Origin of the sequence: Amycolatopsis sp. NBC_01307, assembly GCF_035975215.1 — a bacterium.
Classification (GTDB): Bacteria; Actinomycetota; Actinomycetes; order Mycobacteriales; family Pseudonocardiaceae; genus Amycolatopsis.
The window spans coordinates 3,317,914-3,340,870 of record NZ_CP108403.1 but is presented as its reverse complement, the minus strand read 5'-3'; the positions used below and the strand labels follow the sequence as shown (position 1 = coordinate 3,340,870).

Below are 22,957 nucleotides of genomic sequence, written 5' to 3'. Positions count from 1 at the left end.
GAGTGCCCGGGAACCACCCGAAGGCTCCCGACGTCGGAAGGTTGCGGCGATTCGCTGACACGGAATGAGACGGTTGGCTAGTCTTTGCACCATCACGGTGGGTGAGCTGAGGGGAAGGTGCGGGGCGTGATCATCGGCGAAGCCGGACAGGCGGCGCAGGCGGTCTGGGGTGGCGACATCCTGGGCGAGGGCGGTCGCGTCTACGGCGGTGGGGGCGGCGGTGGCGGCCAGTTCAAGATGGAACCGGAAGAGCTCGCCTCGGTGATCAGCCTCTGGGAAGACGAGCTGGACAAGATCATCGACGACGGTCGCACGATCGACACTCTGGTGAACGCCTCGGTGGCGCCCGGCCAGGACCCCGCCAGCGGCAGCTACGAGACGACCACCTTCGAGTCGGTCACCTCGCTGCAGACGCAGAACGATTCCATGCGCAAGTACGTGCAGGGGTACATCAAGAAGCTGAAGGAAGCGCAGACGAAGACCGTCGCGACGGACCAGGGCATGTCCGGAACGTTCGGGCAGGCGACGTGAGGCTGCCGAAGTTCGCCGAAGCGAGCGTCCTCGGCGTGGTCGCCCTGTGCTTGTGCGCGTTCGCTTCGGCTTGCACGTCGACAACCGGTGGCACCGCCAACCCCGCGGACACGTCGTCCTCTCCGGCGTCGTCCGGGGAGCCGAGCCCGACCGCGGACGCACCGAAAGTCACCACTCCGCTGGACGCGACCAAGTACGTGGGCAACCCGTGCGGCCTCGTCCCGGCCGACGTTCTGACCCAGCTGCGGTACACCGAACCGGGCGAGCCGCGCCCGGGCGATGCCACTCCCGAAGGGCAGTCAGGCCCCAGTTGCGGGTGGAAGATCAGGGGCGACGGACTCAGCGTGCTGGTCATCCTCGGGACGGGCAACCGCGACCAGGGGGCCGGCGGATTGGCCGGCATCCAGGCTGCCCACGACCGTTCCGGAGCTTTGATCAAGTTCCTCGAACCGGCCCCGGAAGTCGACGGTTATCCCGCGCTGTACTTCGACACCCGCGACCGCAGGGCGGCCGGAAACTGCACCATGGCGGTCGGAATCGCCGACGACCTGGCGGTCTCCGTTTTCGCGGAAGGCTACGAGGGACAACAGGATTCTTGCGACGCAGCGCAACGCGTCGCGGCCGGAACGGTCAAAACACTCAAGGGGGCTTGACGAGTGGACGGCAAGCAGATCTACGACAACTTCAAACAGGGGGACACCGAAGGACTCCGGCAGATGTCCGAGTCGGTGGAGAAGCTCTCTTCGGCCTACATGGACCGCGCGCAGGGCATCAAGTCGCTGCAGGAGCGGATGAAGCAGGCGTGGACCGGGAGCGCCGCCGACGCCGCCAACGCCGGAGCCGGACCGCTCGAGCAGGCCTTCGCCGAGACCGCGATGCCGCTCGACATGACCAAGGCCTCGGTCGACACGCAGGCGGACGTGTTCGAAAACTCGAACAACGCCGTCGTCGAGATTCCGCCCAAGCCGGACAAGCCCAGTCCGTGGTCCGTGGGTCTCAAGGCCGCCATTCCGATCGCCGGGCCGTTCATGGCCCAGGACGAAGTCAACGACTACCAAACCGGCATCGCGAAGTACAACGCGGCCAATGAGACCAACGTCCGCGTGATGGACCAGTACAGCAGTGCCACCAGTGGTACCAAAGCCGTTCTTCCGACGGACTACGGGGTTCTCCAATCCGACGGCGCCACGATTGCCGTCAACACGCCGCAGACACCCGGGCGGATCAAGCCGCCGATCATCGATGGGCACAACTGGACGCCGGATCATCCCGGTGGGAGTGACGACCACACCTCGACCACCAGCGTCGACACCACGCACTCCGGTGGTCCCGACAAGCCGGGCGGTACGGGGGGAACGGGTGGCGCGGGAGGAACCGGCGGCACTGGGGGAACCGGTGGAACGGGCGGGACCGGGGGTACCGGCGGCACCGACACCACCCACACGACCGGCACCGGCACGACGGGCACCCCCGGCACCAACCTCCCCGGCAGGCTGCCCACCGGGCAACAGACCGGCGACCGGCCTGGCAAGACGCCGCCCGGGACGGGTGGGGTCGACTTCTACCCGACCGGCACCGGTGGGGGCGGCGGTGGTCAGAACTACTCCAACACCTTCGGCGAACCCGGCGGCTCCGGCACGGGAACCGGTCCTGGCGGGCGCGGTCCCAGCAGCGGTTCCGCGGGCGGACGGCTCCTCGACTCCAGCGGCCGCCCGATCGGCGGATCCGGCAGCGGCGGGACCGGTAGCGGCAGCGGTAGCACCGGCAGTGGTTCCGGTGCGGCGGGGGAGCGTGGGCTCGGCAGCGGGCGCGGCTCCGGCATGGGCAGTCTCGGCAACGCGGCCGCCGCGGAGGCGGCCGCGGCTCGGTCGGCCGGTGGGCGGTCCGGGCAGATGGGGCCGATGGGTGCCGGTGGGCGGCGCGGCGAGGGTGAGGAAGATGATGAGCACCAGCGGCCGGACTTCCTGATCGAAGCGGACCCGGACGCGATCTTCGGCACCGACCAGCGGACCAGCCCGCCGGTCATCGGTGAGTGAACGAGACCGGCCGACGGATCAGTCCGCCGGCCGTCGGCGAGTGAACGGCACCGGCCGGCGGACCAGTCCGCCGGTCATCGGCGAGTAAAACGAGGTGGACGTGGCAACAGGCCGGGTGGACGTTCCGGTCGAGGCGCTGGCCGCACTGGCCGAGCGTGAGCAGGTCGGTCAGTTGCACATCACCCTGCGTCCGGAGCCCCTGTGGCTCTCGGACGAGGAGCGTGACGAGGCCGACCACCGGATCGACGCCGCGCTCGCGGAGGCCGGGCTGGTCGACGCGCGGGGGCGGGCGTCGTTCGACTTCCTCGACTGGCTCCCGCTGCTGGTGACGCCGGCGCGGGAGTGCTACGGCTGGGTCGGCGCCGGCGGCCAGACCTACGGCGTGCTCGCCGCCGCGAAGGGGCTGCAGGCGATTCTCGCGGTCTCCGACGGCGCGCACGTCGGCGTCCAGGAGATCGACCGGAACCGGCTCGCCGAGTCGCTCGTCGAGCAGCTGCCGCCGGTCGGGCCCGGCGGCGGCAACCCGCGCACCGTCCGGGTGGCGGACCTGGCCGACGCCGCCCGCCGCGGTCAGGACGCCTACCCGCTGTCCCCGGCGATCGCCGACGTCGTCAGCCTGGTCCAGCGGCCGGTCACCGGCAGCGGCGAGCTCTACGTCGGACGCCGTGACGACGTCGGCCGCCACACCTGTCTGCGGCAGCCGCTGCACTACGCCGACACGGACTGGGGCCGCTACCTCAGCTACACCTCCGGCGCCGGTGACGACGAGGTCATCCACATCGGCCCGGCCGGCCCGCGCGAGCTGGCCGACACCCTCACCGAGCTGGCCGGCTCCCTGAACTGAGCCCCGCTGAGCTGATCCGAAATGGGAGCGCGTCGACCACGGCCCGGCGCTAATGTGACAGCGCTGTCGTATTCCGGTGGAAGGACGTGCTGATGGCTGGGCTGTACCCCGAGATCGAACCGTACGAGCACGGCCTGCTCGACGTCGGCGACGGGCACGAGATCTACTGGGAGACCTGCGGGAACCCCGACGGCAAGCCGGCGCTGGTCGTGCACGGCGGGCCGGGCTCGGGCTGCTCGACGAACGTACGCCGGTACTTCGACCCCGCGAAGTACCGGGTCGTGCTCGTCGACCAGCGCGGCTGCGGCCGCAGCACCCCGCACGCCGGGGCCGCGGTCGCCGACCTCTCCGCCAACACCACCGACCACCTGGTCGCGGACTTCGAACTGCTCCGCACCCGGCTCGGCATCGGGAAGTGGCTGCTGTTCGGCGGTTCCTGGGGCTCGGTCCTGAGCCTGACCTACGCGCTGCGCCACACCGACCGGGTGAGCGAGCTGGTCCTGATGGGCCTCGCGACCGACCGCTTCCTCGAGATCGAGATGCTCATCCGCGGCCTGGGCGCGTACTTCCCGGAGGGCTTCGCGAGGTTCCGCGACGGCGTCCCGGAAGCCGAGCGCGACGGCGACCTTTCGGCCGCCTACAACCGCCTGCTGCTGGACCCGGACCCCGCGGTCCACCAAAAGGCGGCCGCGGACTGGTGCGCCTGGGAGGACGCGATGCTGCCCGGCGTCCCGCCGCACGACGCCTTCGAGGATCCGGCCTACCGGCTCTGCTTCGCCCGGATCGTCACGCACTACTTCAGCAACCGGGCCTTCCTGCCCGACGGTGAGATCCTGGCCAACCTGGGCAAGCTCGCGGACGTCCCGGCCGTGCTCGCCCAGGGTGTGCTCGACACGAGCAACATGGTCGGCACGCCGTGGCTGCTGCACCACGGCTGGCCGGCCAGCGAGTTGGTCATGCTCGACAACGTCGGGCACAGCACGCAGGACGTCTCGATGCAGGACGTCCTGGTCGGCGCGACCGACCGCTTCGCGGGCTGAGGTGCCCGCGCGGCGCCCCGGTCGAGGCGCCGCGCGGACCCCGGCTCACGGGATGAGCAGCGCCGGCTCGCCCTCGGGGGTGAGCGCCACTTCGGCGCGCGCGGCCCGGTTCGCCTCCACCAGCTTCAGCCCGGTGACGCGCAGCGGCAGCCGGTCCATGTTCCACTCCGCCAGCAGGAGCGCCACCTTGGACTGCATCTCGGTGCGCAGCCGCAGGAACGAGTCGGCCGGGTCCGCGCCGACCTCGCCCAGCAGCAGCCACCACGCCCACGCCGCGGCACCGGCGTTGGCCACGAAGTCCGGCACGACGGCCACCCCGCGCGCCGAGAGCGCCGCTTCGGCCTCCGGCGTCGTCGCCGCGTTGGCCGCCTCGATGACGACCTTGGCCTTGACCAGGTTCTCGTTGTCCGGCCGCAGCGCGTAGGAGATCGCCGCCGGCACGAAGATGTCCGCGTCGGTCGAGACGACGGCGTCGCGGGGAAGCAGCTTGATCCCGGCCGGCAGCCGCTTGCGATCCACCTCGCCGAAGCGGTCGCGCAGGTCGAGCAGCGCCGGGATGTCGAGGCCTTCGGGTGCGTAGAGCGTGCCCGCGGCGTCGGCGACCGCGACGACCTTCATGCCCGCTTCGTGCAGGTACCAGGCCGCGCCGCCGCCCATGGTGCCGATGCCCTGGATCGCCACGGTCGTCTCGCGCACGTCCCAGTCCCACGCCGACGCGACGCCGAGGCACGCCTGCGCCACGCCGTAGCCGCCGACGACGTCGCCGAGCAGCAGCCCGCCGGGCACCGGGGCGTTGAGGCCGGCCTGCACCCGCCGCAGGGTGCGCTCCGGATCGGCCGACCGGCCGATCGCGGCGTGGAACGACTGCTCCAGCCCGAGGTCGGCGAACACCGCGTCGATCAGGTGCTGCGGGACGCCGAGGTCTTCCGCGGTCACCCAGTGGGCGTCCAGCCAGGGCCGGAGGAACGAGCAGAAGCGCGTCAGGACGCCGAAGGCGCGCGGGTCCTTCGGGTCGAAGTCGATGCCGCCCTTCGCGCCGCCGACCGGCAGGTTGAAGGTCGCGGTCTTGTTGGCCATGCCCCGGGCGAGGTCCTCGACCTCGCCCATGGTGCAGCCGGCCCGCATCCGGGTGCCGCCGGTGGCGACGCCGGAGACCAGGCTGTGCACGACCAGGTAGCCGTTCGCGCCGGTGAGGGGGTCGGTCCACGACAGTCGCATCAGCGGCTCGGCGTTGCGGGGGATCATCAGGCCACTCACCTCCGGGGAAGTCGGGGCGGCCTCGTGACCGCCACCACGAGCCTGCGCCCCGGGTGGCCTTCGCGTCCATTTAACGCTACTGCACGATCTCGTTTAGGTTTGGTGCATGGAGCTTTCGTTGCATCGGCTGAAGATGCTCCGCGAGCTGCACCGCCGGGGCACCGTGACGGCTGCCGCGGCGGCCCTGCACTACACCGCTTCGGCGGTGTCGCAGCAGCTCGCGCAGCTGGAACGGGACGTCGGGGCCAAGCTGTTCGAACGGCTGGGCCGGCGGGTCCAGCTCACCGAACTGGGCAAACTGCTCACCGAGCACGCCGAGGAGATCCTCGGCTCGGTGGAGCGGGCCACGCTCGCCCTGGAGGAGGCGCAGGACGCCCGGACCGTCCGGCTGACGGCCGGGGTGTGGGCCTCGGTGGCCTCCGGCCTGCTCCCGACCGCGCTGACGACGCTGGCCGGTTCGCACCCGGGCATCGAGGTCCGGACCCGGGAGCTGGCGCCGGAGGACACCGCCGAGGCGGTCCGCGACGGCGTGCTCGACCTGTCCTTCGTCATCGACTACTCCGACGCGCCGATGCCCTGGGACGCGGGCCTGGAACGGGCCGTCGTGGCCGTCGAACGCCTCCACGCGGCGGTGCCGCGCGGCGCGGTGCCCGCGGGCTCGGCGTCGCTGGACGACCTCGCCGAGCACCCCTGGATCCTGGCCAGCCCGAAGTCGCACTTCGGCCGGGCGATGCGCACGGCGTGCCGGCGCCACGGGTTCGCCCCGAAGATCAACCACGAGGTCGAGGAGCAGTCCACGGCGATGGCCATGGTGGGCGCCGGGCTGGGCATCACCCTCGTCTCCGACCTCGGCCTGCGCTTGCTGCGCCCGCCGGGGATCGACGTCGTGACGCTCACGACGCCGTTGCTCCGAACGGTGTCGATCGCCTACCGGCGCACCGCGTTCCGCCGTCCGGCGTTGCACCTGGTGATCGACGCCGTCCGGGCCTCGGCCGCCGAACTGGGGCTGGGCACGGAATCCGCTTTGCCCTGATCCGGGACTTCTTACGGAGTGGTGACCCTGTCCTGAAGGGCAGGATCAACCCTGTTTTTGTCGTACCCCGCGTGTAGCGTCCGATGTCGAGAAAGTTCCACCACACGGGACAGGATTGACATGACAGAAGCGTCTACGGTGCACGAATTCCCCGAGAAGTCGGGTAGTGCGTCGAACCGCACCGCGCGGGTCCTGGCGGACCGCGCGGCCGGGGAGGCGTACGTGGCATCGGTGTGCTTCAAGCACGGCCCGCCGCGCCTGACCGGCGTCGAGCTGGAGTTCACCGTGCACCACGCCGACGACCCGGCCAGACCGCTCGATCCCGGCCTCCTCGCCACGGCACTGGGCCCGCACACCCCGCGGACACTGCGCCCCGACAGCCCCGCTTCGCCGCTCCCGGCAGGTTCACCAGTGAGCCTCGAGCCCGGGGGCCAGGTCGAAATCTCCGCTCATCCCCAGGCCACGCTGCGCGACCTCGACGCAGTCGTCTCGGCCGATCTCCGCCACCTGGGTGAACTTCTCTCCTCCCACGGCCTCCGGTTCGGTGATTCCGGCATCGACGCGCACCGCGCGCCGCGCCGGCTGCTGGACACGCCGCGCTACGCGGCGATGGAACGCCGGTTCGCGCCGATCGGGCCCGGTGGCCTCACGATGATGTGCAGCACCGCCGGCCTGCAGGTCTGCGTCGACGCCGGGGAGGCCGAGCACCACGCGGCCCGCTGGGCGGCCGCGCACGCCATGGGCCCGCCGCTGCTCGCCCTGTTCGCCAACTCCCGCGTCCACGCCGGGCGTGACACGGGGTTCGCGTCCGCCCGCTGGCTCGCGGTGCACGACACCGAGGCCGTCCGCACGCGCACGGCGCGCGTCGCGGGGGACCCGGGGGCGTCGTGGGGCGCGCGCATGATGGACACCCCGCTGATGGCGCTGCCCCGGGAAGACCGCCCGTGGGACGCGCCGGAGGGGCTGACCTTCGCCGGCTGGATCGAGGGCCGGGGCCCGGCCGCGCTGCTGCCGAAACCCACCGAGGCGGATCTCGACTACCACCTCACGACGATGTTCACCCCCGTCCGCCCGCAGGGGTACCTGGAGATCCGGTACCTCGACGCGCAACCGCCGGACGAGTGGCTGGCACCGGCCGCGCTGGTCACCGCGCTGCTCGCCCGGCCGTCCACAGTGGACAGGGTCCGCGACCTGTGCGAGCGGGTGGCGGACCGGTGGGCCACGGCCGCGTGCCGCGGCTTGGCCGACCCGGACCTGGCGGCCGTCGCGGCCGCGCTGGCCGACCTCGGCTGCGCCGAGCTGGGCCACACCGGGCTGACGGCGGAATCCGTAACCGAGATCTGCGAGAGCGTGCAGGGGCGCGCGTACCGATCGAGGAGCGAAGCATGACCACCACGGAGTCGAAGGACCTGGGCGCGGAGGAGCTGCGTGCCCGCGCGGCCGAGGCACTGACCCGCGCCCGGGCGCGCAGCGACGCGCTGACCGACGCGGTCGACGACGAGGACCTGATCCGCCAGCACTCCAAGCTGATGTCGCCGCTGGTCTGGGACCTGGCGCACATCGGCAGCCAGGAGGAGCTGTGGCTGGTCCGCGACGTCGGCGGCCGGGAGCCGCTGCGCCCGGACATCGACGACATCTACGACGCCTTCCAGCACGCCCGCGCCGACCGGCCGGCGCTGCCGCTGCTCAGCCCGGCCGAGGCCCGCAGCTACGTCCGCGAAGTGCGCGAGAAGGCGTTCGACGTGCTGGAGCGGGTGCCGCTGGGCGGCCGCCGGCTCACCGAACAGGCCTTCGCGTTCGGCATGGTGACCCAGCACGAGCAGCAGCACGACGAGACCATGCTGGCCACCCACCAGCTGCGCCAGGGCGACCCGGTGCTGCACGCGCCCGAGCCGCCGCCCGCGCGGCCGGGCACCCTGCCCGCCGAGGTCCTGGTGCCCGGCGGCGCGTTCACGATGGGCACGTCGGCCGAGCCGTGGGCGCTGGACAACGAGCGCCCGGCGCACGAGATCGCCGTCGACGCGTACTGGATGGACACCACGCCGGTGACTTCCGGGGCGTACGCCGGGTTCCTGGACAGCGGCGGCTACGACGACGAGCGCTGGTGGAGCCCGGCGGGCTGGGCCTACCGCACCGGAAACGGCATCACCGCGCCGCGGTTCTGGAAGCGGGAGCAGGACGGCTGGTGGCGCACCCGGTTCGGGGTCTACGAGCGGATCACGGCCGCCGAACCGGTCGTGCACGTCTCGTTCTTCGAGGCCGAGGCGTACGCGGCGTGGGCCGGGCGGCGGCTGCCGACCGAGGCCGAGTGGGAGAAGGCCGCGCGGTTCGACCCGGCGAGCGGCCGGTCGCGCCGTTTCCCGTGGGGTGACGAGGAACCGGGCGCCGAGCACGCCAACCTGGGCCAGCGCCATCTGCGCCCGGCGCCCGCGGGCGCGTACCCGGCCGGCGCGTCGCCCACCGGCGTGCACCAGCTGATCGGTGACGTCTGGGAGTGGACGAGCACCGACCTCCACGGCTACCCGGGCTTCGCCGCGTTCCCGTACCAGGAGTACTCGGAGGTGTTCTTCGGGCCGGAGTACAAGGTGCTGCGCGGCGGCTCGTTCGGCACGGACGCGGCGGCGATCCGGGGCACGTTCCGCAACTGGGACTACCCGATCCGGCGGCAGATCTTCGCCGGCTTCCGCACCGCCCGCGACGCGGGCCCGGGCGAGGGTTAGGCGCCATGTGCAGGCATCTCGCCTACCTCGGCGCGCCCGTTTCGCCCGCCGAGGCGGTTTTTCGCGCGCCGCATTCACTGCTGGTGCAGGCCTACGCACCGGCGGACATGCGGGGCGGCGGCACCGTGAACGCCGACGGCTTCGGGCTGGGCTGGTACCTCGGCCCGGGCCACGGCGCCGACGGCGCACTGCCCCTGCGGCACCGCCGCTCGACTCCACTGTGGACGGACGAGGCGCTGCCGCCACTGGCCGCGGCGGTCACCACCCACGCGTTCGTCGCCGCGGCCCGCAACGGCACCACCGGCATGCCGGTGACCGAGGCGGCCGCGGCGCCGTTCACCACGGGCCGGTGGCTGTTCAGCCACAACGGCGTCGTCCGCGGCTTCCCCGACTCGCTGGCCGAACTGGCCAAGACCCTGCCGGTCACCGAGCTGCTGACGCTGGAGGCACCGACGGACTCGGTCGTGCTCTGGGTCCTGCTGCGGGCCCGGCTCGCGGCCGGGGAAGACCCGCTGTCGGCGGTGGCCTGGCTGACCAGCGCCGTCGAGGCGGCCGCGCCCGGCTCCCGGCTCAACTTCCTGCTCACCGACGGCGAAACACTGATCGGCACCGCCTGGACGCACTCGCTGTCCCTGCTGGAAACCCCGGCGGGCGTGCTGCTGGCGTCCGAACCCGTCGACGGCGACCCGCGCTGGAAAGCCGTCCCGGACCACCACGCCGTGCGCGCCACCGCCGCCGGCGTCGACCTGCTTCCCCTGACCCTGGAAGGCACTCTCCGATGACCGAACCCGATCTCGACCACCACCGCTCCGGCGACGCCGTCACCGAGGAGCTGCGCGCCGACGTCGTCGCCGGGCTCACCGCCGAGCAGAAGTGGCTGCCGCCCAAGTGGTTCTACGACGCCGAGGGCAGCGAGCTGTTCGAGAAGATCACCCAGCTGCCGGAGTACTACCCGACGCGCAGCGAGCGTGAGGTGCTGGCCGCGCACGCCGGCGACGTCGCGGAGCTGACCGGCGCGCACACCCTCGTCGAGCTCGGGTCCGGGTCGAGCGAGAAGACCCGGCTGCTGCTCGACGCCCTCACCAAGCACGGCACGCTGGCGGCGTTCGTCCCGCTCGACGTCTCCGAATCGGCGCTCGTCGACGCCGCCCGGTCGATCTCCGCGGACTACCCGGGCCTGGAGGTCCGGGGGGTCGTCGGCGACTTCACCCAGCACCTCGATCTGCTGCCCGGTGACGGGCCGCGGGTGGTCGCCTTCCTCGGCGGCACGATCGGCAACTTCCTGCCCGCCGAGCGCGCGACGTTCCTCCGGTCGGTGCGGGAGGTCCTCGACGAGGGGGAGTGGCTGCTGCTCGGCACGGACCTGGTGAAGGACGCCGAGACGCTGGAGCGGGCCTACGACGACGCCGCGGGCGTCACCGCCGAGTTCGACATGAACGTGCTGCGGGTGCTCAACGCCCGGCTGGGCGCGAACTTCGACCTCGACGAGTTCGAGCACGTCTCGCACTGGGACGCCGAGCACGAGTGGGTCGAGATGCGGCTGCGCGCCCGCCGCGAGCTGACCGTCGGGATCCCGGGCGCGGACCTCACCGTCCGGTTCGCCGCCGGGGAGCACATCCGCACGGAGATCTCGGCCAAGTTCCGCCCCGGCGGCGTCGAGGCCGAGCTGGCCGCCGCCGGGTTCGCCCTCGACCAGTGGTGGACCGACTCCCAGCAGCGGTTCGGGGTGAGCCTGGCAAGATCTGTGCGTGGCTAATCCTCTCCGGGCGCTGGCCCGGGCCCTGGGCACGAAGCCGTGGCTGATGCGCTCGGCCGGCTTCGTCGTCTGGGCGGACAAGAAACTGCACCGGGTGTTCGGCGGCCGGGTGAGCCTCGTGGCGCTCGCCGGGCTGCCGTCCCTGCGCCTGACGACGACCGGCCGCAAGAGCGGGCTGCCCCGCAGCACGAACCTGCTCTACTTCCCGCACGGCGACGACCTCGTGCTCACCGGGTCCAACTGGGGCCGCCCGCACGACCCGGCCTGGACGCTCAACCTGCGGGCCGACCCGAAGGCCGAGGTCGCGCTCGCCGGGCGGCCGGTCGCCGTCGTCGCGCGCGAGCTGACCGGCGCGGAGTACGCGGAAATGTGGCGTGAGCTGCTCGAGTTCTGGCCGGGGTACGCGATGGAGCAGGAGGAGGCCGCGCGGCCGTTGCCCGTTTTCGTCCTCAATCGGGTGGCTCGATAGATTCGCACCATCCTTTTGGACGGTGACGGCTTTCACCGGTTTGTGCCAGTCTCTCCCGGGTAACGCGCCGTGACGTCTCGACCGCGCGGCGAGTGCGTGACCTAGGGAGGAAACGTCGTGCGGAGATCCACAAGGGGCCGGGTGCGCTCGTTCGCGCTGGTGGGGGCACTGGTGGCCGGGATGGGACTGGCCGGCACGGCGGGCACCGCCACCGCCGCGCCGGAAGTCGCCGTCAAGCCGGCGGTCGTCGGCGCCACGGCGCCGGTCGCCTGGGGGACCTGCTCGGCCGCGACCCTCGCCGGGGTGCCCGCGGACCAGGTGAAGTTCTACAGCTGCGCGCGCTACCGCGTGCCGATCGACCACGACAACGCGTCGCTGGGCACGATCGACATCGCCCTGCTCAAGCGCGCCGCCCGCACCCCGGACGCGCGGATCGGCTCGCTGTTCCTCAACCCCGGTGGTCCCGGCGGCTCGGGCCTGCGGATGCCGATCAGCGGCCAGTACTACTTCCAGCCGCCGGTGCTCGACCGCTTCGACCTGATCGGCTTCGACCCGCGCGGGGTCGGGCAGAGCAACCCGCTGCGCTGCTTTACCACGCAGGAGGACGCGGACGAGATCTTCGGCGCCCAGGTCCCGGTGCCGCTGAGCCGCGCCGAGATCTCCGGCACGCTCGCCAGCTACCGCGACTACGGCCAGTTCTGCAAGAACAACGCCGGTTCGCTGCTCAACCACATGTCCACGAAGGACGTCGTGCGGGACGTCGACACGCTGCGCGCGGCGGTCGGCGACCGGAAACTGACCTACGTCGGCTTCTCCTACGGCACGCTCATCGGCTCGACCTACGCGGCGATGTTCCCGAAGCAGTCCCGCGCGATCGTCATCGACGGCAACGTCGACCCGCAGCTGCGCACCAAGGACGGCGTCGAATACGACCGCCAGCGGGCGCAGGGCTTCGAGGTCTCGCTCGACGGCTTCCTGAAGAAGTGCGCCGAGGCCGCCGCGAAGTGCGCGTTCAGCTCGGGCACCCCGCGGGCGAAGTTCGACGAGCTGCGCGAGTACCTGCGCAAGCAGCCGATCACCGTCCCCGGCGGCGGCTCGGTCGACATCAACGCGTTCACCGGTTCGGTGTCGAGCATCCTGTACTCGCCGTCGGCGTTCCCCGGCCTGGCCGAGGACCTGCAGGCGCTCTACGACACGATCCACCCGGCGGGCGCGCAGGCCCAGACCCTGCAGGCCCGGCAGCTCAAGCTGATCGTGAAGGGCAAGCAGGGGCTGGCGGACCAGAACCCGGACAGCCCGTACACCAGCGACGACTCGTACTTCGCCGTCAACTGCTCCGACAAGCCGTTCAAGATCAAGCAGGACCAGGTGCCGGACATCGCCGCCAAGTGGGAGCGCGAGTCGCGCACCTTCGGCCGCTACCAGGCCTTCGCCGACACGGCGGGCTGCCCGGTGTGGCCGGCGAAGAAGCCGGACGTCTACCGCGGTCCGTGGCAGGCGAAGACCGACGTCCCGGTCGTCGTGGTCAGCAACTACTACGACCCCGCGACGCGGTACAAGTTCGGCCAGCAGATGGCGGCCGAGCTGGGCAACTCCCGGCTGCTGTCGGTCGACGCGTTCGGCCACTGCATCCTCGGTGACGCCCTCGGCGTCGACCAGGCCGTGGCGGCGTACCTGACCGACCTGACGGTGCCGGCGAACGGCCAGGTGTTCCAGCCGAACGTCCAGCCCTTCTGAGTGTGAGCCCGGTCCCGCGGCCCGCACCCGGGCCGCGGGACCGGCTACCCTGGCTCAGGTTGATCATCACTAGTACGGAAGCGAGGTGAGCGGCACATGCCAGCGGACAGTCATCGGACGGCCGGGCGCGCGCTCACCGGAGGTTTCCGGCTGGGCTGACGTCCGGCCGCCTTCTGTCCGGCAGTGCGCGCACGCCGGAAAAGAGCCGGATCATGACCACCTTCGAAATGCTGCTGCGCGTGGGCACCGGCGTCGGCCTCGGCGCCGTCATCGGGTTCGAGCGCCAGTTCCGCGCCCGGATGGCCGGGCTGCGCACCAACGCCCTCGTCGCGGTGGGCGCGACCTTGTTCGTCCTGCTGTCCGCCCACGGTTTCGGCGGCCTGTCCGGCAGCGGTGACGCCGACCCGACGCGGGTGGCCGCGCAGATCGTCTCCGGCATCGGGTTCCTCGGTGCCGGCGTGATCATGCGCGACGGCCTCAACGTCCGCGGCCTCAACACCGCCGCGACGCTGTGGTGCTCGGCCGCCGTGGGATCCCTTGCGGGATCGGGGTTGTACGCGGTCGCCTTGGCCGGGACGGCGGTCGTGGTCGGGGTGAACGTGGTGCTGCGCCCGCTCGGCCGCGTCGTCGACCGCCGCCCGGACTCGGGCGACGAAACCCCGGCCCGCTACGAGTTCCAGGCCGTCACCCGCGACGACTCCGAGGCCCACGTCCGCGCGTTGCTCGTACAAGCCTTGGCGCGCACGGACTTCCGGCTGCTGTCGGTGCTGAGCACGGACCGTCCGGAGGACCGCACGGTCGAGGTGCGTGCCGAGCTGGCCGCCGATCAGCGGGACGACGCACAGATGGAGTCCGCGGTGTCCCGGCTGTCGCTGGAGCCTGCGGTGTCCAGCGTGCGCTGGGAAGCCGTGCCCGCTTAGGCGAGGAAATCCTCGAGCAGCTCGCCGAACCGGTCGGGTTGCTCGAGGTTCACCATGTGCGCGGCGCCGGGTACCCGGCCCCGGCGTGCGTGCGAGCCTTGCTGGTACAAGTGTTGGCGCGCACGGACTTCCGGCTGCTGTCGGTGCTGAGCACGGACCGTCCGGAGGATCGCACGGTCGAGGTGCGTGCCGAGCTGGCCGCCGACCGGCGCGACGACGCCCAGTTGGAGCCCGCGGTATCCAGCGTGCGCTGGGAAGCTGTGCCCGCTTAGGCGAGGAACTCCTCGAGCAGCTCGCCGAACCGGTCGGGTTGGTCGAGGTTCACCATGTGCGCGGCGCCGGGTGCCCGGACCCGGCGCGCGTGCGGGGCTTCGCGCTCCAGCAGGTCGGCCACCGCGAAGATGTCCGTGGCGTCCAGGTCTCCCGTGACCACCAGCGTGCGGGTGCGGATCTCCGCGACCCGGCCGATCGCGCCCAGTTCGGTGCCCGGATCGGGGGCGCCGTGGCCCTGGCCGAAGTTGTCGGCCAGCATGTCCCGGCACAGCCGCCGGACCGCCGGGTCCACCTCGGCGGGCGTGCGGTGCGGGCCGTCGACCCACAACCGCAGGACGCACTCCAGGACCGCGGCGCCGTCGCCCGACCGGGCCGCCTCGCCCGCCTCGGCCAGCAGGCGCAGCACGAACGGGTCCTGGAACTCCATCCCGCTGATCCCCGGCGAGCTGAGGAACAACCCGGCCGCCCGGTCGGGGTGGGCCAGGGCGAAGTCGAGGAACACCCGGCTGCCGAGTGAGCAGCCGACCAGCACCGGGTGCTCCACGGCCAAGGCGTCGAGCAGCTGCTTCAGGTCCTCGCGGTGGGAGAAGGGACCCGACGGGTCCGACGAGCCGCCGCTGCCGCGGGCGTCGTAGCGGATCACGCGGTGCGCACCGGCGAAGCGGGTGAACTGCCGCTCCCACATCGCGCGGGTCATCCCGCCCGCGTGCAGGAACACCACCGGCGGGCCTTCGCCGCGTTCCTCGTAGGAGAGGTGGCCGTCGTCGAGCTCGATGCGTTCCCCCATGCCCGCCACCGTAGCGAAAAGGCCTCCCCGCCGGGACCGGCGAGGAGGCCTTTCGTCAAGCGGGGAACCCTTACGCGTTCGTCATCTTCCGCAGCACGTACTGCAGGATGCCGCCGTTGCGGTAGTAGTCCGCCTCACCCGGGGTGTCGATGCGGACGTCCGCCTCGAACTCCACCTTCGTGCCGTCGGTGCGGGTCGCCGTGACGTGCACGGTGCGCGGGGTCTCGCCGTCGTTCAGCTTGGTGATGCCCGAGATGTCGAACGTCTCGGTGCCGTCCAGCTTCAGCGACGCCGCCGACTCGCCCTGCGGGAACTGCAGCGGGATGACGCCCATGCCGATCAGGTTCGACCGGTGGATGCGCTCGAACGACTCGGTGATCACCGCACGCACGCCCAGCAGCGAGGTGCCCTTGGCCGCCCAGTCGCGCGACGAGCCCGAGCCGTACTCCTTGCCGCCCAGCACGACCAGCGGCGTGCCCTGCGCCGCGTAGTTCTGCGCCGCGTCGTAGATGAACGCCTGCGGGGCGTCGTCCTGGGTGAAGTCGCGGGTGTAGCCACCCTGCACGTCGTCCAGGAGCTGGTTGCGCAGCCGGATGTTCGCGAAGGTGCCGCGGATCATCACCTCGTGGTTGCCGCGCCGCGAGCCGTAGGAGTTGAAGTCCTTCTTCTCCACGCCGTGCTCGGTCAGGTACTGCGCGGCCGGGGTGCCCGGCTTGATCGCGCCGGCGGGGGAGATGTGGTCGGTCGTGACCGAGTCGCCCAGCTTCGCCAGCACGCGCGCGCCGGAGATGTCGGTGACCGGCGCCGGCTCGGCCTGCATGCCCTCGAAGTACGGGGGCTTCCGGACGTAGGTGGACTCGGCGTCCCACTCGAAGGTCTTGCCTTCGGGCGTGGGCAGCGCCTTCCAGCGGTCGCCGCCGTCGAAGACGTCGGCGTAGTCCTTGGTGAACATCTCCTGCGTGATCGAGGAGTCGATGGTCTCCTGGATCTCCTGCGGCGTCGGCCAGATGTCCTTGAGGAACACGTCGGTGCCGTCGGTGGCCTGGCCCAGCGGCTGGTTCGCGAAGTCGAAGTCCATCGTCCCGGCCAGCGCGTAGGCGATGACCAGCGGCGGCGACGCCAGGTAGTTCATCTTGACGTCGGGGTTGATCCGGCCTTCGAAGTTCCGGTTGCCCGAGAGCACCGAGACCGCCGTGAGGTCGTTCTCCTGGATCGCCGCGGAGATCTCGTCCGAGAGCGGGCCGGAGTTGCCGATGCACGTGGTGCAGCCGTAGCCGACCAGGTGGTAGCCCAGCTTCTCCAGGTACGGCCAGAGCCCGGCCTTGTTGTAGTAGTCGGTGACGACCTGCGAGCCCGGTGCCATCGACGTCTTGACCCACGGCTTCACCGCGAGGCCCTTGTCCACGGCGTTGCGCGCGAGCAGCGCGGCGCCGAGCATGACCGACGGGTTCGAGGTGTTGGTGCACGAGGTGATCGAGGCGATCACGACGGCGCCGTGGTCGAGCACGAACTCGCCGCGGTCGGACGTCGAGACCTTGACCGGCTTGGTCGGGCGGCCCGAGGCGCCGTTCGCGGCGGAGACGATCACCGGCGCGGCGTCGTCCTCGGCGAACGACAGCGACGGCGCGTCGCTGGCCGGGAAGGACTCTTCCGAGGCTTCGTCGACCTTGGTGTGCGGGGTGGTGTCTTCGCCGTCGACGTAGTCGTGCACCGACTTGCGGAACGACGACTTCGCGTCGGTCAGCTCGATGCGGTCCTGCGGGCGCTTCGGGCCGGCGATCGACGGGACGACCGTCGAGAGGTCCAGCTCGATGTACTCGGAGAACTGCGGCTCGTGCGAGGCGTCGTGCCAGAGGCCCTGCTCCTTGGCGTACGCCTCGACGAGGGCGACCTGCTCGGCGGAGCGGCCGGTCAGCTTGAGGTAGCGGACGGTCTCCTCGTCGATCGGGAAGATCGCCGCGGTGGAGCCGAACTCCGGGCTCATGTTGCCGATGGTGGCGCGGTTGGCCAGCGGCACCGCGCTCACGCCGTCGCCGTAGAACTCGACGAACTTGGAGACCACGCCGTGGCGGCGCAGCATCTCGGTGATGGTCAGCACGACGTCGGTCGCGGTGACGCCGGTGGGGATCTCGCCGGTCAGCTTGAAGCCGACGACGCGCGGGATCAGCATCGAGACCGGCTGGCCCAGCATGGCGGCCTCGGCCTCGATGCCGCCGACGCCCCAGCCCAGCACGCCCAGGCCGTTGACCATGGTGGTGTGCGAGTCGGTGCCGACGCAGGAGTCGGGGTAGGCCTGCCCGTTGCGGGACATCACCGTGCGCGCGAGGTGCTCGATGTTGACCTGGTGCACGATGCCGGTGCCCGGCGGGACGACCTTGAACTCGTCGAAGGCGCCCTGGCCCCAGCGCAGGAACTGGTAGCGCTCGCGGTTGCGCTCGTACTCGATCTCGACGTTGCGCTCGAAGGCGTCGGGGGTGCCGAAGACGTCGATGATCACCGAGTGGTCGATGACCAGCTCGGCCGGGGCGAGCGGGTTCACCTTGTCGGGGTCGCCGCCGAGGTCCGTGACCGCTTCGCGCATGGTGGCGAGGTCGACGACGCAGGGGACGCCGGTGAAGTCCTGCATGATCACGCGGGCGGGCGTGAACTGGATCTCGATGGAGGGGTCGGCGTTCGGGTCCCACGAGCCCAGCGCGCGGATGTGGTCGGCGGTGATGTTCGCGCCGTCCTCGGTGCGCAGCAGGTTCTCGAGCAGGATCTTCAGGCTGTACGGCAGGCGCTCGGCGCCCTCGACCTTGTTCAGGCGGAACACCTCGTACGAGGCGTCGCCGACCTTCAGCGTGTCTTTGGCGCCGAAGCTGTCCTTGCTGGCAGGTGCGGTCACGTCTAACTCCAGTGGCATGGACTTCCGCGCCGGTGCGGCGGTCGAGTCCCGGGTCAGGTTCGGTCAGTTCGGGTGTCGTGCTCGGGGTCGTGCAGGTCCGCACGAGGCGGACGCGAGTCTTGCGCACCCCCACCGTAGGACCGGCTGCGGGATGGCACACCTCGCGGTGCCTCAAACAGTACGCGTGTCCTGTTTAGGGTTCAAGACGACACGCGGTGTGGGCTGCGCCATCCGCACGAGGGGTCCCTCAATAAGGGGAATTGGTGCCTACGGTGTGTAAGTTTCCGCTGAGGCTTGTGATAGTGGTGTGACTGCAGTGACGCGCGATGTGCGCAGGTGAGCGGAGGTGGCGGTCGTGCCGGAACGGCGCAAGGGCTGGTGTGTGCCGAGCGGGCGCCGTGGACTGACCGTGAGCACCCTGGCCTTGGTGATCTTGTTCGGCGCGGGGGGCACGGGGCTCGCGGCGCCCCCGCCGCCGCCCAACCCCAGCGACTCGGACATCGACTCCAGCAAGGCCCAGGCGAACGCCAAGGCCGGCGAGGTCGGCCGGCTGACCAACCAGCTGGCCCAGGCCGAGCAGAAGCTGTCACAGCTGCAGGACGACGTCGAGCTGAAGCAGGAAGAGGCCAACAAGGCCCTGGTCGACCTGCAGACCGCCCAGGACGCGGCGGCGCAGGCCGAGAACGACGCGAAGGCCGCCCGGACCGAGGCGGACGCGGCGGCCGGAGCGATCGAGAAGGCGCGCACCGACCTGAAGTCGTTCGCCGCCGCCAGCTTCCAGCAGGGCAGCACGGTCGGCTCGCTCTCGGCGTACCTGAGCGCCGACAGCCCGAAGGACATGCTGGCCCGCGCGCAGCTGCTCGACGCCGTCGGCGGCGACCGGCTCAACGCCCTCGACCGGCTCCAGCAGGCGCAGACCGAGAAGTCGAACAAGGATTCCGCGGCCCGCAAGGCCGCCGAGATCGCCCAGCAGAAGCAGGACGCCGCGCGGCAGGCGAAGAACGGCGCCGACGCCGCGCAGAACGCCGCCGTCAGCGCGCAGGACAACCAGCAGACGCAGAACTCGGCCCTCGAAGCCAACAAGTCGAGCGTCGAGCAGCAGCTCTACACCGCGCAGGCCAAGGTCAACGGCCTGCAGGGGCAGCGCCAGCGCTACCAGGACTGGCTCGCGCAGAAGCAGCGCGAGGACGACGAGCGCGCCCGGCAGGCCGCGCTCGCGTCGTCCGGGGGTGGCGGCGGTGGCCGCCCGTCCGCCGGGTCCCGCCCGTCGGCCCCGGCCGGCGCGTCGATCGAGGCCGTGATCGCCCGGGCGCTGTCCAAGCTCGGCATGCCCTACGCCTGGGGCGGCGGCAACGCGAGCGGCCCGACCCGCGGCATCCGCGACGGCGGCGTCGCCGACCGCTACGGCGACTACAACAAGATCGGCTTCGACTGCTCCGGCCTGATGATCTACGCCTTCGCCGGGGTCCGGTCGCTGTCGCACTACAGCGGCTACCAGTACACGTCCGGCCGCCGGGTCCCGCTGTCGCAGATGCGCCGCGGCGACATGCTGTTCTACGGCGGCGCGGGCGGCATCCACCACGTCGCGCTCTACCTCGGCGGCGGCCAGATGGTCGAGGCCCCGCAGTCCGGGCTCCGCGTCCGGATCGCCCCGGTGCGCTACGGCGGGATCATGCCGTACGCGACGCGCCTGGTCGGCTGACTCAGGCGTCGCGCTTCAGCTTGCGCCAGCCACCGGCCCGGTTGTTCGCGATGATCTGCCGGAACATCGCGGTGAGGGCGGGCGCGTTGATCGGCTCGCCGCGGCGGAAGGCGACCGTCCGCGCGGTCTTGTTGCCGTGCCCGGCGGTGATGATGCCGTCCGGGTCGGGCACGATGCCGCCGTCGTAGACGAAGACGTTGACGTGGTCCTTCGCCGCGAGCAGCGCGCAGATGTTGCCGTCCAGCACGAAGTACGGCTGGCGGGTGCGCTTGATCGTCTCGGTCACCTCGGGATCCGCCGCGTGGACGAGCTCGCGGACCTCGCGGCAGATCGCCTGCTGCCACTCGGGCAGGGCGTCGATGTAGGCGTCGACGCGCGGTTCGACGGTGTAGGTCACGCGTCGAGTATCGCCGAAACTCGCTCGACGGCAGCAGCGTCGCGGCCCAGGATCGCCCGGTGGACGACGAACTGAACGCGCTGCGGCGCACCCGGATGCGCTGGAACACGCCCTTGTCCGAAGCACACGCCGAGCTGCTGCTCGACCGCATGACGCTCACCGGCACGGTGACCGACCTCGGCTGCGGCTGGGGTGAACTGCTGCTGCGGGCCGTCGCCCGGACGCCGGGCCTGCGCGGGGTCGGCGTCGACACCGAGGTCACCGGCCTCGAACGCGGGCGGGCGGCGGTCGCGGGCCGCGACATCGAGTTCGTCGAGGCGGATGCCGCGACCTGGGAAACGCCGGCCGAGCGGGTGTTCTGCGTCGGCGCTTCGCACGCCTTCGGCTCGTCCCGGGCCGCGCTGGAGCGCCTCGCGACGGTGGTCCCGCCCGGAGGACGGCTGCTCTACGGCGACGGCTTCTGGGCCGCGCCGCCGGCCCCGGCGGCGGTCGGGATCTTCGGCGAGGACGTCCTGACCTTGCCGGACCTGCTCGGCGCCGCCGGTGCCGCGGGTTGGCAGGTGCTCCACCTGAGCGTCGCGGACCAGCTCGAATGGGACGACTTCGAGTCGACGTCGCGGGCCGCGTGGCAGGAGTGGGTACTGGCCCATCCGGCCGATCCGCGGGCGGCCGAGGTGCGCGCCTGGCTCGGCGAACGGCTGCGGCAGTACGTCGGGGACTACCGCGGTGTGCTGGGCTTCTCCTACCTCGTGCTGGGCCGCTAGGGTCCCGGGGTGCGGTACGCGGGGATCGTGGTGGCCGGCGGGTCGGCCCGCAGACTGTCCGGTGTGGACAAGCCGGCCCTGAACGTGGGCGGAAAACCGTTGCTGACCCGTGCCATCCACGCCCTCGAGGGCGCCGAACGGGTGATCGCGGTCGGCCCGCGACGGCCCGGTTTCGACGTCGTGTGGACCCGCGAGCCCGTGCCGGGCACCGGGCCGGTGGCCGCGGTCGCCGCCGGGCTCCTCTTCGTGCCCGAGGACGTCGAAGCGGTCGCCGTGCTCGCCGCCGATCTGCCCGGCGTCCGCCGGTCCACAGTGGACCGCCTGGTGGCCGCGGTCGGCGGCGCCGACAGTGCCGATGGTGCGGTCCTGGTCGACGCGGCGGGGGCCCGCCAGTGGCTGCTCGGCGTCTGGCGGGTGCCGGCGCTGCGGGCCGCGCTGCCCGAGCACCCGGAGAACGCGGCCCTGCGCCGGACGCTCGGCGCGCTGGACATCGTGGACGTCCCGGCCGAGCCGGGGGAGGCCGACGACATCGACACCCCCGAGGACCTGGACCGGTTGTCCTGAGCCGGTGCTTCACAGATGTCACACCGGGCACCGTGTTGGCTACCCTCACGGGCCTGCCCGTGCGTCCGCGTGCCGGACGGACGGACGACCGGGGGACGCAGTACGGTCGCACCGCGTGATCAACGTCGCGGGGGCGGCGCACGGACTCAACAAGGAGGCAGAGTGACCGAGCCCGGCTACGCCGAGGGCGGGAACGGGCAGCAGCCCGCCACGCCGGCGCGGGACGCCCAGTTGCTGGAGCGGACCGTGTTCGAGGTCAAGCGGATCATCGTCGGCCAGGACCGCCTGGTCGAGCGGATGCTGGTCGGCCTGCTGGCCAAGGGCCACCTGCTGCTCGAAGGCGTGCCCGGTGTCGCGAAGACGCTGGCCGTCGAGACGTTCGCGCGGGTCGTCGGGGGCTCGTTCTCGCGCGTGCAGTTCACCCCGGACCTGGTGCCGGCCGACATCCTCGGCACCCGGATCTACCGCCAGGGCGCCGAGCGGTTCGACGTCGAGCTCGGCCCGGTCGTGGCCAACTTCGTGCTCGCCGACGAGATCAACCGCGCGCCGGCGAAGGTGCAGTCGGCGATGCTCGAGGTGATGGCCGAGCGGCACGTGTCGATCGGCGGCCAGACGTTCCCGATGCCGGACCCGTTCCTCGTGCTCGCCACGCAGAACCCGATCGAGAACGAGGGCGTGTACCCGCTGCCGGAAGCGCAGCGTGACCGGTTCCTGTTCAAGATCCTCGTCGAGTACCCCTCCGCCGAGGAGGAGCGCGAGATCATCTACCGGATGGGCGTCACGCCGCCCACCCCGCACGAGGTGCTCAGCCCGGGCGAGCTCGTCCGCCTCCAGGGCGTCGCCGCGCAGGTCTTCGTGCACCACGCGCTGGTCGACTACGTCGTGCGGCTCGTGCTGACCACCCGCACGCCGAACGACCACGGCCTCGCCGACGTCGCCGGCTGGGTGTCCTACGGCGCCTCGCCGCGCGCCAGCCTCGGCATCATCGCCGCCTCGCGGGCGCTGGCCCTGGTCCGCGGCCGCGACTACGTGCTGCCGCAGGACGTCGTCGACGTCGTGCCGGACGTGCTGCGCCACCGGCTCGTGCTGTCCTACGACGCCCTCGCCGACGGCGTCCCCATCGACCACATCATCACCCGCGTGCTGCAGACCGTGCCGTTGCCGCAGGTCTCGGCCCGGCCGCAGGGCGGGGCCGGCCAGGGCGGCCCGGTCCCGGCGGGCGCGCCGGTCAGGTAACCCGGCG

The 22,957-nt window shown here is 71.8% G+C and carries 22 protein-coding genes; 18 read left to right on the top strand and 4 right to left on the bottom strand.

The genetic code is table 11. From position 1 onward, the window contains the following. The first annotated feature begins 126 nt into the window (after positions 1–126). From OG439_RS13800 to pip, 5 genes are all read left to right on the top strand, one after another. Entirely contained in the window at positions 127–531 is a 405-nt protein-coding gene (locus tag OG439_RS13800) for a hypothetical protein (RefSeq protein ID WP_247051954.1), read from the top strand. After that, positions 528–1,184, top strand: a complete 657-nt coding sequence (locus OG439_RS13795; RefSeq protein ID WP_326949758.1) for a DUF3558 domain-containing protein — start codon at positions 528–530, stop codon at positions 1,182–1,184. The genes OG439_RS13800 and OG439_RS13795 overlap by 4 nt, the downstream gene beginning before the upstream one ends. A gap of 3 nt (positions 1,185–1,187) precedes the next feature. Further along, positions 1,188–2,567 carry a WXG100 family type VII secretion target gene (locus tag OG439_RS13790; protein ID WP_326949757.1) on the top strand — a complete coding sequence of 460 codons (1,380 nt, stop codon included), beginning with the start codon at positions 1,188–1,190 and terminating at the stop codon, positions 2,565–2,567. Between the two features lie 115 nt (positions 2,568–2,682). Further along, positions 2,683–3,411 carry an ESX secretion-associated protein EspG gene (locus OG439_RS13785; protein WP_247064315.1) on the top strand — a complete coding sequence of 243 codons (729 nt, stop codon included), beginning with the start codon at positions 2,683–2,685 and terminating at the stop codon, positions 3,409–3,411. A 92-nt stretch (positions 3,412–3,503) separates the two neighbouring features. Further along, positions 3,504–4,451 (top strand): prolyl aminopeptidase, encoded by a 948-nt coding sequence (gene pip, locus OG439_RS13780; protein WP_326949756.1) that lies wholly within the window; start codon positions 3,504–3,506, stop codon positions 4,449–4,451. A gap of 45 nt (positions 4,452–4,496) precedes the next feature. Here the strand turns inward: pip and OG439_RS13775 are convergent, their stop codons facing one another. Next, entirely contained in the window at positions 4,497–5,696 is a 1,200-nt protein-coding gene (locus OG439_RS13775; protein WP_326949755.1) for a Glu/Leu/Phe/Val dehydrogenase dimerization domain-containing protein, read from the bottom strand. A 118-nt stretch (positions 5,697–5,814) separates the two neighbouring features. On the opposite strand from OG439_RS13775, the gene OG439_RS13770 reads away from it, so the two are divergent. The 9 genes from OG439_RS13770 (at position 5,815) to OG439_RS13730 (ending at position 14,615) form a co-directional block, all read left to right on the top strand. Next, positions 5,815–6,741, top strand: a complete 927-nt coding sequence (locus OG439_RS13770) for a LysR family transcriptional regulator (RefSeq protein WP_247051949.1) — start codon at positions 5,815–5,817, stop codon at positions 6,739–6,741. Between the two features lie 120 nt (positions 6,742–6,861). Next, the gene (locus OG439_RS13765) at positions 6,862–8,130 is read left to right on the top strand and encodes a glutamate-cysteine ligase family protein (protein ID WP_326949754.1); all 1,269 of its coding nucleotides are present in this window, start codon (positions 6,862–6,864) and stop codon (positions 8,128–8,130) included. After that, positions 8,127–9,461: an ergothioneine biosynthesis protein EgtB gene (egtB, locus tag OG439_RS13760; protein WP_326949753.1), complete on the top strand. Its 1,335-nt coding sequence runs from the start codon at positions 8,127–8,129 to the stop codon at positions 9,459–9,461. Before OG439_RS13765 ends, egtB begins: the two co-directional genes overlap by 4 nt. A 5-nt stretch (positions 9,462–9,466) precedes the next feature. Continuing rightward, the gene (gene egtC / locus OG439_RS13755; RefSeq protein ID WP_326949752.1) at positions 9,467–10,243 is read left to right on the top strand and encodes an ergothioneine biosynthesis protein EgtC; all 777 of its coding nucleotides are present in this window, start codon (positions 9,467–9,469) and stop codon (positions 10,241–10,243) included. Then, positions 10,240–11,217 (top strand): L-histidine N(alpha)-methyltransferase, encoded by a 978-nt coding sequence (gene egtD / locus OG439_RS13750; RefSeq protein WP_326949751.1) that lies wholly within the window; start codon positions 10,240–10,242, stop codon positions 11,215–11,217. The genes egtC and egtD overlap by 4 nt, the downstream gene beginning before the upstream one ends. 46 nt (positions 11,218–11,263) lie before the next feature. Then, positions 11,264–11,686, top strand: coding sequence for a nitroreductase family deazaflavin-dependent oxidoreductase (locus OG439_RS13745; protein ID WP_326951546.1), 423 nt, complete (start codon positions 11,264–11,266; stop codon positions 11,684–11,686). Positions 11,687–11,827: 141 nt separating this feature from the next. Then, the gene (locus OG439_RS13740) at positions 11,828–13,423 is read left to right on the top strand and encodes an alpha/beta hydrolase (protein ID WP_326951545.1); all 1,596 of its coding nucleotides are present in this window, start codon (positions 11,828–11,830) and stop codon (positions 13,421–13,423) included. 212 nt (positions 13,424–13,635) lie between these two features. Continuing rightward, positions 13,636–14,343, top strand: coding sequence for an MgtC/SapB family protein (locus tag OG439_RS13735; protein ID WP_326949750.1), 708 nt, complete (start codon positions 13,636–13,638; stop codon positions 14,341–14,343). Positions 14,344–14,456: 113 nt separating this feature from the next. Beyond that, on the top strand, positions 14,457–14,615 hold the full coding sequence (locus tag OG439_RS13730) for a hypothetical protein (RefSeq protein ID WP_326949749.1): 159 nt from the start codon (positions 14,457–14,459) through the stop codon (positions 14,613–14,615). Here the strand turns inward: OG439_RS13730 and OG439_RS13725 are convergent. Further along, positions 14,612–15,403: an alpha/beta fold hydrolase gene (locus OG439_RS13725; protein WP_326949748.1), complete on the bottom strand. Its 792-nt coding sequence runs from the start codon at positions 15,401–15,403 to the stop codon at positions 14,612–14,614. The genes OG439_RS13730 and OG439_RS13725 overlap by 4 nt on opposite strands. Before the next feature lie 70 nt (positions 15,404–15,473). Beyond that, positions 15,474–18,305 (bottom strand): aconitate hydratase, encoded by a 2,832-nt coding sequence (locus OG439_RS13720; protein ID WP_326949747.1) that lies wholly within the window; start codon positions 18,303–18,305, stop codon positions 15,474–15,476. A gap of 328 nt (positions 18,306–18,633) precedes the next feature. Between OG439_RS13720 and OG439_RS13715 the strand changes: the two genes are divergently transcribed. Continuing rightward, a complete protein-coding gene (locus OG439_RS13715; RefSeq protein WP_442792303.1) occupies positions 18,634–19,989 on the top strand; it encodes an NlpC/P60 family protein in 1,356 nt (451 codons plus the stop codon). A 1-nt stretch (position 19,990) separates the two neighbouring features. Here OG439_RS13715 and OG439_RS13710 read toward each other — a convergent pair whose 3' ends face one another. Then, positions 19,991–20,386 carry a DUF1801 domain-containing protein gene (locus OG439_RS13710; protein ID WP_247051941.1) on the bottom strand — a complete coding sequence of 132 codons (396 nt, stop codon included), beginning with the start codon at positions 20,384–20,386 and terminating at the stop codon, positions 19,991–19,993. 59 nt (positions 20,387–20,445) lie between these two features. Here OG439_RS13710 and OG439_RS13705 point away from each other — a divergent pair, with 59 nt between their 5' ends. The 3 genes from OG439_RS13705 to OG439_RS13695 all read left to right on the top strand — a co-directional run bounded on the left by OG439_RS13705 (position 20,446) and on the right by OG439_RS13695 (position 22,950). Beyond that, on the top strand, positions 20,446–21,150 hold the full coding sequence (locus OG439_RS13705) for an SAM-dependent methyltransferase (protein ID WP_326949746.1): 705 nt from the start codon (positions 20,446–20,448) through the stop codon (positions 21,148–21,150). A gap of 9 nt (positions 21,151–21,159) precedes the next feature. Next, positions 21,160–21,714: a molybdenum cofactor guanylyltransferase gene (gene mobA, locus OG439_RS13700; RefSeq protein ID WP_326949745.1), complete on the top strand. Its 555-nt coding sequence runs from the start codon at positions 21,160–21,162 to the stop codon at positions 21,712–21,714. 162 nt (positions 21,715–21,876) lie between these two features. After that, positions 21,877–22,950, top strand: coding sequence for an AAA family ATPase (locus OG439_RS13695; protein WP_247051938.1), 1,074 nt, complete (start codon positions 21,877–21,879; stop codon positions 22,948–22,950). Positions 22,951–22,957 lie beyond the last annotated feature (7 nt).

Excerpts from the sequence above, each read along its gene's own strand:
- pip (WP_326949756.1), top strand. The coding sequence starts at position 3,504 with ATGGCTGGGCTGTACCCCGAGATCGAACCGTACGAGCACGGCCTGCTC.
- OG439_RS13775 (WP_326949755.1), bottom strand. The coding sequence starts at position 5,696 with ATGATCCCCCGCAACGCCGAGCCGCTGATGCGACTGTCGTGGACCGAC.
- OG439_RS13770 (WP_247051949.1), top strand. The coding sequence starts at position 5,815 with ATGGAGCTTTCGTTGCATCGGCTGAAGATGCTCCGCGAGCTGCACCGC.
- OG439_RS13765 (WP_326949754.1), top strand. The coding sequence starts at position 6,862 with ATGACAGAAGCGTCTACGGTGCACGAATTCCCCGAGAAGTCGGGTAGT.
- egtB (WP_326949753.1), top strand. The coding sequence starts at position 8,127 with ATGACCACCACGGAGTCGAAGGACCTGGGCGCGGAGGAGCTGCGTGCC.
- egtC (WP_326949752.1), top strand. The coding sequence starts at position 9,467 with ATGTGCAGGCATCTCGCCTACCTCGGCGCGCCCGTTTCGCCCGCCGAG.
- egtD (WP_326949751.1), top strand. The coding sequence starts at position 10,240 with ATGACCGAACCCGATCTCGACCACCACCGCTCCGGCGACGCCGTCACC.
- OG439_RS13745 (WP_326951546.1), top strand. The coding sequence starts at position 11,264 with ATGCGCTCGGCCGGCTTCGTCGTCTGGGCGGACAAGAAACTGCACCGG.
- OG439_RS13735 (WP_326949750.1), top strand. The coding sequence starts at position 13,636 with ATGACCACCTTCGAAATGCTGCTGCGCGTGGGCACCGGCGTCGGCCTC.
- OG439_RS13725 (WP_326949748.1), bottom strand. The coding sequence starts at position 15,403 with ATGGGGGAACGCATCGAGCTCGACGACGGCCACCTCTCCTACGAGGAA.
- OG439_RS13720 (WP_326949747.1), bottom strand. The coding sequence starts at position 18,305 with ATGCCACTGGAGTTAGACGTGACCGCACCTGCCAGCAAGGACAGCTTC.